A 13,809-nucleotide genomic window follows, 5' to 3' on the forward strand; every position below is an offset into this window, starting at 1 on the left:
AGCAAAAAGGCCCGCAGCAAGCGGGCCTTTTTTCATGGCGCACCGCCCAAGCGGTGCATGCCTGCTGATGCGCCCGCTCAGGGCAGCGATTGCGCCAGGGCCACGAACTCGGCCACGGACACCTCTTCCGCACGCCGTTGCAGGTTGAAATCGCCCTGGTAGCCTTGTGCGGCCAGCCAGGGGCCCAGGGCATTGCGCAGGATCTTGCGGCGCTGCGAGAACGCCGCCTGCACCATCGCCTCGAAACGGCGCACGTCGATATTGGCAGGCTGCGGCAGCGGCAGCATGCGCACGATCGCCGAATCCACCTTCGGGGGCGGATCAAACGACTCCGGCGGCACATCGAACAAGGCTTCGATGTGATAGCGCCACTGCAGCATCACGCTCAGGCGCCCATAGACCTTGCTGCCCGGCTGGGCGGCCATGCGGTCGACCACTTCCTTCTGCAGCATGAAGTGCTGGTCTTCGACGCGGTCAGCCTGCTCCAGCAGGTGGAACAGGATCGGCGACGAGATGTTGTAGGGCAGGTTGCCCACGACGCGCAGCTTGGCGCCCATGGTGTCGGCGAGCGCAGCGAAATCAACCCGCAGCACGTCTGACTCGATCACCGTCAGGCCCTTGCGCTCACGCAGGCGGGCCGCCAGATCACGGTCCAGCTCGATCACCGTCAACTGCTGGCACTCGGCCAGCAGCGGCAGCGTCATCGCACCGAGGCCCGGCCCGATCTCGACCAGTGGCTGGCCGGGCTGCGGGTTGATGGCGCGGATGATGCCGTCAATGATGGCGCCGTCGCTCAGGAAGTGCTGACCGAAGCGCTTGCGCGCCTGATGGTGGCCTGCGCTCACAGCGGCGGCTCGCGCATTTCGATGTAGGCGCGTTGACGCAACTCGGCCACCCACTCGGTGTAGGCCTCTTCGAACTTCTGCTCACGCAACGCATTGCGGGCCTGCTCACGCACCTGGCGCGGATCGACCGGCACCGAGCGGCGCTCGACCACCTGGATCAGGTGAACACCGAAGCGCGAAGTCACCGGGCCCGACAGGCCGCCCGGGCCCAGGCGGTTCATCGCTTCTTCAAACTCGGGCACGAAGCTGCCCGGCGTGGCCCAGCCCAGGTCGCCGCCATTCGGTGCGCTGCCGTCTTCCGAGAACTCGCGGGCGAGGTCGTCGAAGCTGCGCTTGCCGGTCAGCACCTGGTCGCGGAACTCGCCCAGGCGACGCTGTGCGGCATCGGCCGACAAACGGGGCGACGGACGCAGCAGGATGTGGCGCGCGCGGGTTTGCGTCATCGTCATCACGGTGCTGTCGGAGCGCGACAGCAGCTTCAGCAGGTGGAAGCCTGCGCCGCTGCGCACCGGCTCTGCCGTGACCGCGCCCACGGCCATGGTCTTCACCGTCTCGACAAACAGGTCGGGCAGACGCTCGGCTGGACGAGCGCCGATTTCGCCGCCGCGGTCCTTGTTGCTGTCTTCCGAGAAGGCCTTGGCCACGAGCTCGAACGGCTCGCCGCCCTTCAGCCGGGCCTGGGCTTCAGCAACGCGGGCGCGCTTGGCGGCCACCACGGCTTCGCTCGCGCCTTCAGGCACCGAAACCAGGATCTGCGCGATGTTGAGCTCGCTCACTGCAGCACGCTTGGCTTGCTGCTCGGCCAGCACACGCTCCACATCGGCGTCGGACACCTTGATGCGGCTGTTGACTTCACGCTCCCGGGTGCGCTCGGACATCAGCTGGTCACGCAGGTTGGCGCGAAACCGGGCGTATTCGATGCCGTCGGCGGCCAGGCGGGTGCGCAGCTCGGCCATGGTGATCTTGTTGGCCGTGGCGATGTTGGTCACGGCGCGGTCAACTTCCGGGTCATCCACCTTGTAGCCGCTGTCGCGGGCGAAGGTGATGATCACGCGCTCATCGATCAGCGATTCGAGCACCTGGCTGCGCAGTTCGTCATCGGCGGGCATGGCCGTGCCGGCGCGCTGCGCCTCTTCACGTGCCCGGGCGATGCGCTGGGTCAGCTCCACCTGCGTGACCAGTTCATTGTTCACGACAGCCACGATGTAGTCGGCTGCCCGGGAGGCCTGCAGCGCGGTGCGCGGCTTCGCCGAAAACTGGGCAGCAGCCGGGCCCGAGGCCAGGGCCGCCACCAGCGCCAGGGGCAACAGGCGGAAAGGAACAGGGATTTGGATCATGGGTTCACCGTGGGGGTCGGCACTGCGTCTTCGTCGCGCAGCAACCGGTAACCGGGGATATTGTCCTTCAGGACCTTGAGCGGGTTCGAGCCGATGCGAGACAAGCCAACCAGTTCGAGCTGCACCATCAAATGCTGACGCGCCTCGCTCTGGCCGGTGGAGATGCGCTCGGCCACGATCCGGCCGATCCAGCAGCCGGCATCGTATTCAACGCCGGCGATGGAATCGGTGATGCGGTTGTCGCGCATGCTGTAGTTGATCCGGCCCACACCATACATCGTGCCCTGGCAGCTGCTGCCGCTGCGCAGCGCGCCCTTGTAGATCGGCCACTGCCAGCCAAGTTCCACCTGCTCGTTCAAGCCGCGGGCAAACCGGTAGGTGGCGGCCAGCGTGTGGAAGGGCAGCGGCTGGTAGCGCGCAGACACGATGGAGCGGGTGAAGCGGTTGATGTCACCGCTGTACTGCACCGTCGAATCGAGGCGCCACTGCGGCACCAGCGTGGCCGAGCCGAACAGCAGCACGTCCGAGAAGCGGCCGTCGGTGGGGGTGGTGCCGTCGGGCGTCAGCGCCGTGATGGTCTGGTCGCGGAACAGGAAGCGCTGCGCCGCGCCGAAGCGCAGCAGCTCGCCGCCGGTGCGGGCGTCCAGCAGGCGCGTGGTGGCGCCCAGCGTCATCTGCTTGGCGTCGGCGATGCGGTCGATGCCCGAGAAGACGTTGTCGGCGTAGATCGAGATCTCGTTGAAGTCGTTGGCGCCCACGTCGAACTTGGGCAGCTTCGACTGGTCGCGGTACGGCGTCTGCACCACGTGCAGGCGCGGCTCCAGGCTCTGCACCAGGTCGCGGCCGAAGAGCTGCGTGGTGCGGTCGAAGCGCAGGCCGGCGTCGAGGCTGAAGGTCGGGATGCTGCGGCCCACGCGGGTGCGGCCATCGGCCATCGCGGTGTCGGTGCGGTAGCTCGCGGCGTTCAGCGCCACCTTGGGCGTGATCCAGCCCCAGCCACTGTCCCACGGGCGGCTGACCGAGGCCTGCAGGTGCACGCGCTCGCCTTCAGGGCGGGTGTCGTTGGTGGCAAGGTCGCGCAGCTGGAAGCGATTGGCTTCGGTTTCCAGCTCGTATTGCAGCCCGGCGCTCAAGCCCGTCAGTCGCAGGCCGATCTGCGGCGCGCGGTGGTAGGGAGAGGTGATCGGGTCGGTGGTGCTCTGCAGCACCTGCCAGTTCTGGACGCGGCCGTAGGCCTCCAGCTCCGCCGTGCCCAGCTCGAAGCGGCGGCTGGCCTGCACGCTCTGCGAGAGCAGGCGCGGGGTCAGGCTGGGCAAGGTGCCGGAAAAGTCTTTCCAGTAGTTGTCGTCAGACGCCGACTGCCAGTCCGCGCTGTAGAACCAGGCGTTTGCCAGCGAGCCTGTGTGCTCGAACCAGAACGACTGGCGCGAGCGGCCGGCAGAGCGGTCATGCGGCAAGGCATGCAGCTGCAGCTTGCCGCTGTCGGACGGCTGCAGGTAGCGGAACTCGCCCTGTACGCCCAGGCCTCGGCGGGTGGCCAGGGTCGGCGTGATCGTCGCGTCGTAGTTCGGTGCGATGTGCCAGTAATACGGCAGCGCCAGACCAAAACCACTGCGGCTGTCGAAGGGGTCGATGGTCGGGGGCAACCAGCCGGAGCGCGGCGCCTCGGTGGACGGGAAGCTCAGGACCGGAAAGCCCAGGATGGGCACATCCATGAAGCGCAGCACGGCGCCTTCGGCCCGGCCATCGTTCTTCTCGAAGTCGAGGTCGAGCTTGTCGGCGCTGAGCACCCAGTCCGGGCCCAGCACGTCGTCGCGCGGGCAACTGGTGTAGTTGGCCGACAGCGCCGACACCTGCTGCGAGCCGATGAAGTCGATGCGGGCCGCGTCGCCGCCCGCGCCGGTGCGGGCGAAGTGATAGGTCGGGCCGAGCACATAGCCGGCGCCGGTATCGAGCTTCAGGCGTGCTTCGCGGCCGATGACGCGGTCCTGGTCGCGCTGCACCACCACGCGGCCGGAGGCCTGCACCATTTCACTGTCGTGCTCGAAGCGCAGCAGGTCGGCACTGAGCGTGAGACGGCCCTGGCGCAACTCCACTTCACCGGCAGCGGTGGTGGCGCGGTCGAGCTCGCTGCGCACCTCCCGGGCCGTGATGGTGACCGGACCGTTGGGCGTGGCGGCCACGCCGGAAGCGGTTGCGGGTGCGGGTGCAGCAGACGCCGGTGCCGACTGCGCCAGGGCAACGCTCTGGCCCAGGCCCATGGCCAGCAATGCCAGCCACAGGGGCTGGGGGGCGTGGCGGGAGCGGCGCAGGGCAGCGTGGCGTGGCCGGGCAGATTCAGGTCGGTGCAACAAGCGCGTGCGCAGGCAAGGTGATCGGATGAGGCCGGCGCCGGCGTTGCATTCGGGCCGCACGAGGCGGCCGCAACGCCCGCGATGCGGGCCTCAGTAGAATTTGCGATTATCCACGAGGGCCGTGCCGGCCGTGTGGTGGCCCGGCTGCGTGGTTTTCCTCGTGCCCGGCCCTTCCCTGACACCCGCCCGCCCGGCGCACACTGCCCCATGACCCTCACCTCACAACCGGTCGCCTGGACCGATTCAGCGCGCCACGCCGCATTCAACGCCTGGCTGGCGCCGCTGGCCGCCCAGCACGGCCTGAAGCTGGACACCCTGACCCCGGCATCCGCCGACGCCAGCTTCCGCAGCTACCTGCGCATCACCGGCAAGGATGGTGGCAGCCTGGTCATCATGGACGCGCCGCCGCCGCTCGAAGACGTTCGCCCGTTCCTGCAGGTCGGCGAGTTGATCCAGGCCGCGGGCCTGCATGGCCCCGAGGTGCTGGCCGCCGACATCGAACAAGGCTTCCTGCTGCTGCGCGATCTGGGCAGCACGCTGTATCTGGAGGTGATGCAGGAAGGTGACATTCGCCAATCCGACCGCCTGATGCGCGACGCGATCAAGGCACTGGTGCATTGGCAGGGCCACGTGCCCGCGGACACCCTGCCCGCCTATGACGACGCCCTGCTGCGCCGCGAGCTGGCCCTGTTCCCCGAGTGGTGCGTGCAGCGTGAATTCGGCATCACCTGGACACCGGTGCAGCAAGGCCACTGGGACCGGGTGTGCGACGCCCTGGTGCAAAGCGCGCTGGCCCAGCCCACCGTGGCGGTGCACCGCGACTGGATGCCGCGCAACCTGATGGTGTCCGATCCGAACCCGGGCATCCTCGACTTCCAGGATGCCGTGCGCGGCCCGATCAGCTACGACGTGGCCTCGCTGCTGCGCGACGCCTTCATCTCGTGGGATGAGGAGCGGGAAATTGACTGGGCCGTGCGCTACTGGGATGCCGCCCGCAAGGCCGGCCTGCCGGTGGGCGATGACTTCGGTGAGTTCTGGCGCCAGCTGGAGTGGATGGGCCTGCAGCGCCACCTGAAGGTGCTGGGCATTTTCTGCCGCCTGAAGCACCGCGACGGCAAGCCGAAGTACAGCACCGACCTGCCGCGCTTCTTCGCCTACGTCACCAAGGTGGCCATGCGTTATGGCCCGCTCAAGCCCCTGCTGCTGCTGATCGAGCCGATGCAGGACAACAAGGTGTCGGTGGGTTACACCTTCTGAGGCACGGCCCGGCCATCGGCCAGTGATTCGCTGGCCGGCGCACAGTTCGCCAGCAGGCTGGCGCACGGGGTTTCGCAGCCGGCCGCGGCCAGCCACGGGTCGCGGTCTTCGCCACCGAACACCTGCACCAGGAAATCCAGCATGGCGCGGGTGCGCGCCGGCACGTGCTGGCGCGTCGGCATGCAGGCCCAGAGCGTGGAGCTGAACAGCCGCCACTCCGGCAGCACACGCTCCAGGGCGTGCTCCATCAGCGCGTCTTCAATCACGAACGACGGCAAGCCCGCCACGCCCAGCCCCGACAGCGCCGCCGCGTAGTTCGCGTCGACATTGATGGTGCTGAGCACGCCCCGCCGCGGGACCGCGTGGAACGAGTCGGTCGGGTTCTCCGGATCGGTGCCCCGATAGAAGGTGATGCCGCGCTGCAGCTCGGAGATCGGCGGGATCAGCACGTCATAGCGGGCCAGGTCTTCCGGGTGCTTGGGCCGGCCGTGCTTGTCGAGGTACTCGGGCGACGCGCAGCTGATCACCTCGGTGCGCGCCAGCCGCCGCGCGATGAAGTTGCCCTCCAGCGGCTTGCGCACCAGCGCGATGGTCAGGTCGAAGCCGTCATCGACGGTTTCCACCGGGCCGTTGGCCACGATTTCCAGCGTCACCTGCGGGTACATCGCATGAAAGCGCGGCAGGTGCTTGGCCAGCTGGTGCACCGCAACGGCCGGCGGCATCAGCATGCGCACATGGCCCTTGGGGTCGGACACGGACGCATTCGCCATCGCCTCCGCATCATCAATGTCCGCCAGGATTTGCCGCACCCGCTCCAGGTAACTCTCACCGATCTCGGTGAGCGAGATGCGCCGCGTGGTGCGGTTCATCAAGCGGGCGCCCAGGTGTTCTTCCAGGTCGGCCACCAGGCGCGTCACCACGGCCGGCGCGAGGTCAAGCGCACGGGCGGCACCGGCAAAACTGCCCTCGTCAATGACGCGGGCAAACACCCGCATGGCGCGCAAGGAGTCCATTGAATTGTTCCAGTGGGTGGAATTGGCGAAAGCCATTGAACAGCTTTGTTCGCCACAGGTCAACAGACGCCAGCCATTTCATCGACGCGGCCGTGCGGCAGCTGACAGACAAGCGCCCGGAATGACCCGATTTCGCACATAGCGGTTGAATTGGATTTGAGTTTATTGCTCGATCCTCAACGGTGAATGCAGGTTTGGCGGGTTTATCCCGAAAGGGTTAACCCGTAAAGTTCATCCCATCGATGAGCCGAACACAAAACAACGACTCACCGAGGCTGGACAAGACGGAGCGACTCAGTAAGTGCTCACCGCCGTGCCTGGCACCGTTTGACCTCAACCTCAAGGACCTCATCATGACCCGCTTCCAAGTTGCTTTCGCCGCCATCGCCCTCGTCGCCGCCAACGCTGCCTCGGCCCAATCGGCTCCTGACGCCATCCCCGCTGCTTTCCAGCGCGCTGATGTGGTCGCTGCCCCCGCTACCCCGGCTGTCGCCGCTGTGCGTGAAGGTGCCGCCAAGGTCGCTGCCGCCGGCTTGACCCGCGAACAAGTGCGTGCCGAGTTCCTGGCCGCCCGCGCTTCTGGCCAGAACAACCCGTTCGACACCGACGGCTTCCTGCCTGCCACCCCGGTCAGCCGCACGGCCACTGGCCTGGCCCAAGCCAAGTAAGCCAAGCAATCCAGCACTGAACTGCCGAACCCAAACATCCCCACCGAACCCGAAAGAGAAAACATCATGAACCGCTTCCAAGTTGCTTTCGCCGCCATCGCCCTCGTCGCCGCCAACGCTGCCTCGGCCCAATCGGCTCCTGACGCCATCCCCGCTGCTTTCCAGCGCGCTGATGTGGTCGCCGCTCCGGCCAACGCCGATGTCGTCGCCGTGCGTGAAGGTGCTGCCAAGGTCGCCGCTGCCGGTCTGACCCGCGAACAAGTGCGCGCCGAATTCCTGGCCGCCCGCGCTTCCGGCCAGAACAACCCGTTCGACACCGACGGCTTCCTGCCTGCCACCCCGGTCAGCCGCACCGCCACTGGCCTGGCCCAAGCCAAGTAAGCCGGCAAATACGGTCAGCCGGGCCAACACTCGGCTTGCCAGGTTAGGGCTTAAGGCCCCGGCACCAACAACAAGGCCCGCAGCATGCGGGCCTTGTGCATTTCAGGGCGGGGCGCGATGCCGACGGATGTTCAGGCAGCGCGCGGTCGACACCAGCGCCAGCATCCCAGCGCAGCGAACAGCACACCGCTCACCGCCAGCGCCATCAACTCCGGCGCAATGTCGTGCGAGCTGGCGCCCAACTGGTTCAGCGCCACAAAGCCCTGAACGCCCGCGGTGGACGGCAAGACCCAGCGCACGGCGGCCAGCAGCGGCGGCAAGGCCTGGGAAGGCCACGACAGACCCGCCACGAACAAGATCGGCACAGCCAGACCGAGCATCAACTGCACGCTGCGCTCGCGACTGCGGAACCATGCCCCCAGCAGCACGGCCAAGGCGGCAGCGCACATCGAGAAGACCACCGCAAACACCGCCAGGCCGGCGGCATTGCCACCGCGCGGATAGTCTTGCACCCACAGGACGAAGCCGAACCACCAGGCGCAATTCAGCAGTGCGGCGCTGGTGCAGGTCAGCCACAGGCCGCACCAGCCGGCCGGCGTGGCAGGCACCGGCACGCGCCCGCGCTCAGCCCAGGTGCCCATCAGCATGGCCACGGCCATCAGCAAGGTCTGCTGGATGATGATGACGGCCACGCCGGGCACCAGATAGGCGCCGTAGCCCTCCCGCACATTGAACAAGGGCACGCTGTTCAGCCCCAGCGGTTGCCGCTGTGCCGCCGCCTGCACTGACGAGGGTGTACTCGCCGCCAGTCGCTTGAGCTCGATGCCGGCGGACACCGTGCCCACCACTTCCGCCAAGCCACCCAGCGCGGCCTTGTTGAGCATCAGGTAGGCGCCGTGGCCGACCAACTCCACTTCAGCCACCTTGCCCGACAGCACCCGCGCATTCATGCCAGCCGGAATGATCAGTACGCCGCCGGCTTCATTGCGCCAGAGCAGATCCTGGGCGGGGGCCACATCCGGCGTGACCTGCACCACCTGCAGGGCCGGATGCGCATCGAGGTAGCGCACCAGTTGGCGCGACAAGGCACTGCGGTCCTGATCGACCACCGCCACCGGCACGCGCTGCACAGACTCGTGCGCGTAGGGCAGCGGATAGAAGAAGGCGTAGACCACCCCGCCACCAAACAGCAGCAACATCACGCCTGCATCAGCCAGCAATGCACACCAACTGGCCACAAAAGCTTGCCAAACGGGCTTCATGACCGACCCCAGGCACTCGGCGCCAGGGCGCGTCGACGCAGCAGCCAGGCACCGAGCAGGCCGAAGCCCAGGGTCATGGCGGCCAGCGTCAGCAGGTCAGGTACCCCGTAGCGGGCCGGGGCACCGGCCACCCAATGGCGGCTCTGCAACTGCAGGTAATGGGTCAGCGGCAACACCTCGGCCCAGGCGCGCGCCAGCACCGGCATCGACTGCAACGGAAAGCCCTGCCCGGCAAAGGCAAACGCCGGTGCGGTGATGAAGCCCGCGGCCGACAATCCGTTGCGCAGCGCCAGCGTCACGCCGATCAGGAACACGCCCAGCGCCAGCTGCGCGGCCACCAGCAAGCCCAGCCCGACCAGCACCATGAACGGCGCGTCCGTGATGGCCCAGCCGCGCACCCCGGCCATCACCAGCACAAAAGCCAGCGCCATCACGCCAAAGGCCAGCGCCGGCCAGGCCAGCTTGGTGGCCAGGGCCACGTGCCAGCGCCCGCCGGCCGTGGCGAGCCACTCGGGCACGCTGCCGGCCTTCAGTTCCCGGCCGATGGCCGTGACGGCCGCCAGGGTGATGAAGATCTGCATCACCGCCGGCAGCAGGGCCAGGGTCAGGAAAAACTCGTAACTCGCCGACTCGTTGAACAAGGTGACCAGCTTCATGCGGATCGGCTCGAACTGCGCCTTGGCCAGCACCGGGGCGGCGCCGCGCTTTTCACGCGCACTCAACTCGATGCCCACGGACAAGGTGCTGACCACCGCGCGCACATCGCGCGACAAACCGCCGACATGCGACTGGAACTGCCCGTTGTAGAACCATTGCACGGTGGCGGCCCGGCCACCCAGCACCTGGGTCTGCAGCTGCGCCGGAAAGATCACCACGCCAAACGCCTGCCGCTGGCGCAGCAGGCTCAGCGCCTCTTCCCAGCTGGCGGCATGCGCAACCACGCTGATGCCCGGTGAGGCTTGGAGAAAGCGGTCCATCTGCCGCGACAAGGCCGATTGGTCCTGGTCGATCACGACGATGGGCAGGTCACGCGGCACGCCGACAGAAAAGATCCACACCACCAGCGCGCACACCGCCCACGGGATGAGCGTGAGCATCGCCATGTCCCAGGGGCTGGCGCGCAGCCAGCGGCTCTCGCGGGCCAGCGCGGCCCGCCAGCCAGCTGCGGTCTCGCTCGTGGGCTCCAGCATCACGCGGCGTGGCGCTTCAAGGGGCGGCGAAGAGCACGCTCATGCCCGGGCGCAAACCCGGCACGGGCGCCACCGGACGCAGCCGCACTTCGAACGTGCGCAGATCGGTGCCACCGGGGCGCGCCGCCCGCCAGGTGGCGAAATCCGGCATGACCGCCACCGAGCTCACGGTGAAGCGCTGCTGCTTGCCCAAGGCGGGCAATTCGGCCTCGTGCTGGCTGCCCACGGCAAAGGCGGCCAGGCGGTCTTCACGCACCGCCACCACCGCCCAGGCGTCGCTCAGGTTCACCAGGGTGACCACCGGAAACCCCTGCGGCGCCAGCTCACCCGGCTGGATCTGGATCTTGGCCACTTCGCCGGCCGCAGGCGCATGTACCCGGGTTTCGGCCAGCGCCACCTGGGCCTCCGTCACCACACCGGCCACTTGCCGGGCCTGCGCCGACGCTGCCTGCTTGTCTTCCGTGCGCGCGCCGGCGCTCGCCATCTGGAACTGCGCCTGCGCGGCCTGTGATTGCTGCTGCGCCGCGCGCCACTGGGCCTCGGCCTCGTCGCGTTTCTGCCGCGCCAGCACACCTTGATCGGCCATCACCTGCACGCGGTCGAGCGTTGTGCGCGCCATGCGCTCGGCGGTCTGCGCCCGCTCCCAGTTGGACCGGGCCATCTGGATTTCCTCGGGCCGCGCACCATGGCTGGCCTTGTTGGCCACGGCCTGGGCCGCCTCTTGCGCAGCTTGCGCCTGCGCCACCTTGGCACTGACCTCGGGGCTGTCGAGCTCGAAGATCACGTCACCGGCCTTCACCGATTGCCCGAGGCTGACCTTCAGCGCACCCACGCGGCCCGGCACCTTGGACGAGACATTGATTTCCTGCGCGTCGATCTGGCCCTGCAGCGGCAGCACCTGGGGCTCGAAGGCTTTTTTCAGGCCCCAGCCCAGGCCGCCAAGAACCAGCAGCCCCACGATGGGCAGCACAAAAGAGCGGGGTGAGATGTTGGAGGTGCTCATGGATGTGTGGGGGGCGGCGGTCGCGTGATGATTCAAGGCTGCAGCGGCAGGCGAATGTCGGCGCTGGCGGCCAGCTCGGGCAGGCGCTGCGGCTGGCCGGAGGCCTCCAGCAGCCGCGCCAGCGCCATCACGTAATCGTGGGCCGCCTGCAGGCGTTCGATCTTCGATCTGGACAGGCCGAGCTGCGCATCGGTCACGTCGGTGGAGGTGGCCTGGCTCTGGGCAAACGACACCTGCTGCAAGCGCAGATGCTCGCTGGCCAGCTCCACCGCCGAACCCCCGCTGACGTACTGGGCGCGGGCGTTCTCCAGGGCGCGCCATTGCGCCTCCACCAGCGTCGGAATGTCACGGCCAGCCTGTTCGGCGCTCACCTCCACGCGCTGCTGCTGCAGGCGGGCTGCGTCACGCATCTTGTCGTGGTCGATGCGGCTGACCAGCGGCAGGCTCATGTGCAAGCCCACCTGCCAGTTCGGCTGCACCGTCTTGTCGTTGCTGCGGTTCAGGTTGACGTTGGCCAGCGCCACCACATTGGGCGCCAGCTCGGTGCCTTGCAGGCGGTAGGACTCGTCCGCCTGATCACGCTTGGCGGCCAGCTTCTGCCACGCCGGGTGGCGCGACATGCCGGTGTCGATGAAACTGGCCAAGGGCCCGACACCCTGGCTGTGCACGAACAGCGGCGTGGTGGCTTGCACCGGCGCATCGGTGCGCAGCAGACGCTGCAGCGCCACCTCGGCCAGCTGCAGATCGCTGCGGGCGCGGGCTTCGTCGCGGCGGGCGTTGTCGAGGGCCACATCGGCACGCAAACGCTCAGCGCGGGCGATCAACCCGGCCTGCTCCAGCTTCAGCGCACTTTGCTGGTGGGCGCCGATGCCGATGACCGCATCACTGCGCAAGGCCAGCGCCTGGCGCGCCAGCTGCACCGTGAAATAACGCTGGGCCACCAGGGTGGCGAGCTTGTCTTCGGCGTCCTGTTGCTCAGCCTGCGCCTCACGCGCCCGGCCTCTGGCCAGCCCCTGCAGGGCCTCGACCCGGCCACCGGTGTAGATCGGCCAGACCGAGCCCAAGCCGGCCGAAACCAGGTTGACGATGCGGTCGGTGGTGTAGGCGTTCGGGATGGTGGGGATGGGCGCGCCGGGCAAGGCGGCGTCGAGCATGCCCAGGCTCGGGTTGGCGGCCGCGGCCACGTTCGACAAATCCAGGTTGATGGACGTGGACACGCGGCCGGCAAAACCGGTGAGGCTGAGCGAAGGGCCGCCGAGGCGGTCCAGGGCTTCAGCCTGCAGCCCCCGGGCCTGGGCGTCGAGCTGCGCGCCGCGCACGGAACCCGATGCCTCGGCAGCGAGCTTCATCGCTTCGCCCACATCGACCGCCAACTGTGCATGGGCCTGCACCCCGGCACAGAGAAGCACGCCCGCGAAGGCCTGCTGCAGAAGGGTTTGCCATCTCATGCGCCGAGTGTAAGCAGACGGCTGGCTGGTGGAGGACAGGAAATGCGCGCGGCAGCTGCACCAAAGGCTTGTTTTCAAATTATCAACAGTAAATTTATTTTCAGACTGTTTATTCATCAAACAGCAATCTGTACAGTTCACTACATCGATGAGCCGAACACAAAACAACGACTCACCGAGGCTGGACAAGACGGAGCGACTCAGTAAGTGCTCACCGCCGTGCCTGGCACCGTTTGACCTCAACCTCAAGGACCTCATCATGACCCGCTTCCAAGTTGCTTTCGCCGCCATCGCCCTCGTCGCCGCCAACGCTGCCTCGGCCCAATCGGCTCCTGACGCCATCCCCGCTGCTTTCCAGCGCGCTGATGTGGTCGCCGCCCCCGCTACCCCGGCTGTCGCCGCTGTGCGTGAAGGTGCCGCCAAGGTCGCTGCTGCCGGCTTGACCCGCGAACAAGTGCGTGCCGAGTTCCTGGCCGCCCGCGCTTCTGGCCAGAACAACCCGTTCGACACCGACGGCTTCCTGCCTGCCACCCCGGTCAGCCGCACGGCCACCGGCCTGGCTCAAGCCAAGTAAGACAAGCAATCCAGCACTGAACTGCTGAACACAAACATCCCCACCGAACCCGAAAGAGAAAACATCATGAACCGCTTCCAAGTTGCCTTCGCCGCCATCGCCCTCATCGCCGCCAACGCCGCTTCGGCCCAATCGGCTCCTGACGCCATCCCCGCTGCTTTCCAGCGCGCTGATGTGGTCGCCGCTCCGGCCAACGCCGATGTCGTCGCCGTGCGTGAAGGTGCTGCCAAGGTCGCCGCTGTCGGCTTGACCCGCGAGCAAGTGCGTGCCGAGTTCCTGGCCGCCCGCGCTTCTGGCCAGAACAACCCGTTCGACACCGACGGCTTCCTGCCTGCCACCCCGGTCAGCCGCACCGCCACCGGCCTGGCCCAAGCCTACTGATCCCGTGTGTGGCGGGGCCTTCCCAGGCACCGCTGACCGCACACCCTGCGCCCGTCGCAGACAAAAAAAGGCCCGCTTGCTGCGGGCCTTTTTGCT

General features: G+C 67.6%; 13 protein-coding genes. 5 read left to right on the forward strand and 8 right to left on the reverse strand.

What is annotated here, in order from left to right:
• Positions 1–77: 77 nt before the first annotated feature.
• Genes rsmA through AACH00_RS13310 form a run of 3 tightly spaced genes read right to left on the reverse strand, consistent with a single transcriptional unit; the run spans position 78 to position 4,536 of the window.
• Positions 78–845: a 16S rRNA (adenine(1518)-N(6)/adenine(1519)-N(6))-dimethyltransferase RsmA gene (gene rsmA, locus AACH00_RS13300; protein WP_341399633.1), complete on the reverse strand. Its 768-nt coding sequence runs from the start codon at positions 843–845 to the stop codon at positions 78–80.
• Positions 842–2,182, reverse strand: a complete 1,341-nt coding sequence (locus tag AACH00_RS13305; RefSeq protein ID WP_341399634.1) for a peptidylprolyl isomerase — start codon at positions 2,180–2,182, stop codon at positions 842–844. The genes rsmA and AACH00_RS13305 overlap by 4 nt, the downstream gene beginning before the upstream one ends.
• The gene (locus AACH00_RS13310; RefSeq protein WP_341399635.1) at positions 2,179–4,536 is read right to left on the reverse strand and encodes an LPS-assembly protein LptD; all 2,358 of its coding nucleotides are present in this window, start codon (positions 4,534–4,536) and stop codon (positions 2,179–2,181) included. The genes AACH00_RS13305 and AACH00_RS13310 overlap by 4 nt, the downstream gene beginning before the upstream one ends.
• A 207-nt stretch (positions 4,537–4,743) precedes the next feature.
• Between AACH00_RS13310 and AACH00_RS13315 the strand changes: the two genes are divergently transcribed.
• Positions 4,744–5,793, forward strand: a complete 1,050-nt coding sequence (locus AACH00_RS13315; protein WP_341399636.1) for an aminoglycoside phosphotransferase family protein — start codon at positions 4,744–4,746, stop codon at positions 5,791–5,793.
• On the opposite strand, the gene AACH00_RS13320 is transcribed toward AACH00_RS13315, so the two are convergent.
• On the reverse strand, positions 5,781–6,806 hold the full coding sequence (locus AACH00_RS13320; RefSeq protein WP_341399637.1) for a LysR family transcriptional regulator: 1,026 nt from the start codon (positions 6,804–6,806) through the stop codon (positions 5,781–5,783). The two genes, AACH00_RS13315 and AACH00_RS13320, sit on opposite strands and share 13 nt — an antisense overlap.
• Positions 6,807–7,159: 353 nt before the next feature.
• On the opposite strand from AACH00_RS13320, the gene AACH00_RS13325 reads away from it, so the two are divergent.
• Together AACH00_RS13325 and AACH00_RS13330 are read left to right on the forward strand one after the other, a co-directional pair.
• Complete coding sequence (locus AACH00_RS13325) at positions 7,160–7,474, forward strand: hypothetical protein (RefSeq protein WP_341399638.1); 315 nt, start codon at positions 7,160–7,162, stop codon at positions 7,472–7,474.
• Between the two features lie 66 nt (positions 7,475–7,540).
• Positions 7,541–7,855, forward strand: coding sequence for a hypothetical protein (locus AACH00_RS13330; protein ID WP_341399639.1), 315 nt, complete (start codon positions 7,541–7,543; stop codon positions 7,853–7,855).
• Between the two features lie 131 nt (positions 7,856–7,986).
• Here AACH00_RS13330 and AACH00_RS13335 read toward each other — a convergent pair whose 3' ends face one another.
• The 4 genes from AACH00_RS13335 to AACH00_RS13350 are packed head-to-tail and all read right to left on the reverse strand — an operon-like array spanning position 7,987 to position 12,758.
• On the reverse strand, positions 7,987–9,117 hold the full coding sequence (locus AACH00_RS13335; RefSeq protein ID WP_341399640.1) for an ABC transporter permease: 1,131 nt from the start codon (positions 9,115–9,117) through the stop codon (positions 7,987–7,989).
• Positions 9,114–10,307, reverse strand: coding sequence for an ABC transporter permease (locus AACH00_RS13340; RefSeq protein ID WP_341399641.1), 1,194 nt, complete (start codon positions 10,305–10,307; stop codon positions 9,114–9,116). The genes AACH00_RS13335 and AACH00_RS13340 overlap by 4 nt, the downstream gene beginning before the upstream one ends.
• Before the next feature lie 16 nt (positions 10,308–10,323).
• Positions 10,324–11,310, reverse strand: coding sequence for an HlyD family secretion protein (locus AACH00_RS13345; protein WP_341399642.1), 987 nt, complete (start codon positions 11,308–11,310; stop codon positions 10,324–10,326).
• Positions 11,311–11,342: 32 nt separating this feature from the next.
• Complete coding sequence (locus AACH00_RS13350) at positions 11,343–12,758, reverse strand: TolC family protein (protein WP_341399643.1); 1,416 nt, start codon at positions 12,756–12,758, stop codon at positions 11,343–11,345.
• Between the two features lie 259 nt (positions 12,759–13,017).
• Here AACH00_RS13350 and AACH00_RS13355 point away from each other — a divergent pair, with 259 nt between their 5' ends.
• On the forward strand, positions 13,018–13,332 hold the full coding sequence (locus tag AACH00_RS13355) for a hypothetical protein (RefSeq protein ID WP_341399638.1): 315 nt from the start codon (positions 13,018–13,020) through the stop codon (positions 13,330–13,332).
• A 66-nt stretch (positions 13,333–13,398) separates the two neighbouring features.
• The gene (locus AACH00_RS13360) at positions 13,399–13,713 is read left to right on the forward strand and encodes a hypothetical protein (RefSeq protein WP_341399644.1); all 315 of its coding nucleotides are present in this window, start codon (positions 13,399–13,401) and stop codon (positions 13,711–13,713) included.
• Positions 13,714–13,809 lie beyond the last annotated feature (96 nt).

It is taken from the genome of Ideonella margarita (genome assembly GCF_038066635.1).
Taxonomy (GTDB): domain Bacteria; phylum Pseudomonadota; class Gammaproteobacteria; order Burkholderiales; family Burkholderiaceae_C; genus Ideonella; species Ideonella margarita.

Coding starts and splice junctions, on each gene's coding strand:
- AACH00_RS13315 (WP_341399636.1), top strand. CDS start 4,744: ATGACCCTCACCTCACAACCGGTCGCCTGGACCGATTCAGCGCGCCAC.
- AACH00_RS13305 (WP_341399634.1), bottom strand. CDS start 2,182: ATGATCCAAATCCCTGTTCCTTTCCGCCTGTTGCCCCTGGCGCTGGTG.
- AACH00_RS13350 (WP_341399643.1), bottom strand. CDS start 12,758: ATGAGATGGCAAACCCTTCTGCAGCAGGCCTTCGCGGGCGTGCTTCTC.
- AACH00_RS13340 (WP_341399641.1), bottom strand. CDS start 10,307: ATGCTGGAGCCCACGAGCGAGACCGCAGCTGGCTGGCGGGCCGCGCTG.
- AACH00_RS13325 (WP_341399638.1), top strand. CDS start 7,160: ATGACCCGCTTCCAAGTTGCTTTCGCCGCCATCGCCCTCGTCGCCGCC.
- AACH00_RS13360 (WP_341399644.1), top strand. CDS start 13,399: ATGAACCGCTTCCAAGTTGCCTTCGCCGCCATCGCCCTCATCGCCGCC.
- AACH00_RS13330 (WP_341399639.1), top strand. CDS start 7,541: ATGAACCGCTTCCAAGTTGCTTTCGCCGCCATCGCCCTCGTCGCCGCC.
- AACH00_RS13335 (WP_341399640.1), bottom strand. CDS start 9,117: ATGAAGCCCGTTTGGCAAGCTTTTGTGGCCAGTTGGTGTGCATTGCTG.
- AACH00_RS13355 (WP_341399638.1), top strand. CDS start 13,018: ATGACCCGCTTCCAAGTTGCTTTCGCCGCCATCGCCCTCGTCGCCGCC.
- AACH00_RS13345 (WP_341399642.1), bottom strand. CDS start 11,310: ATGAGCACCTCCAACATCTCACCCCGCTCTTTTGTGCTGCCCATCGTG.
- AACH00_RS13320 (WP_341399637.1), bottom strand. CDS start 6,806: ATGGACTCCTTGCGCGCCATGCGGGTGTTTGCCCGCGTCATTGACGAG.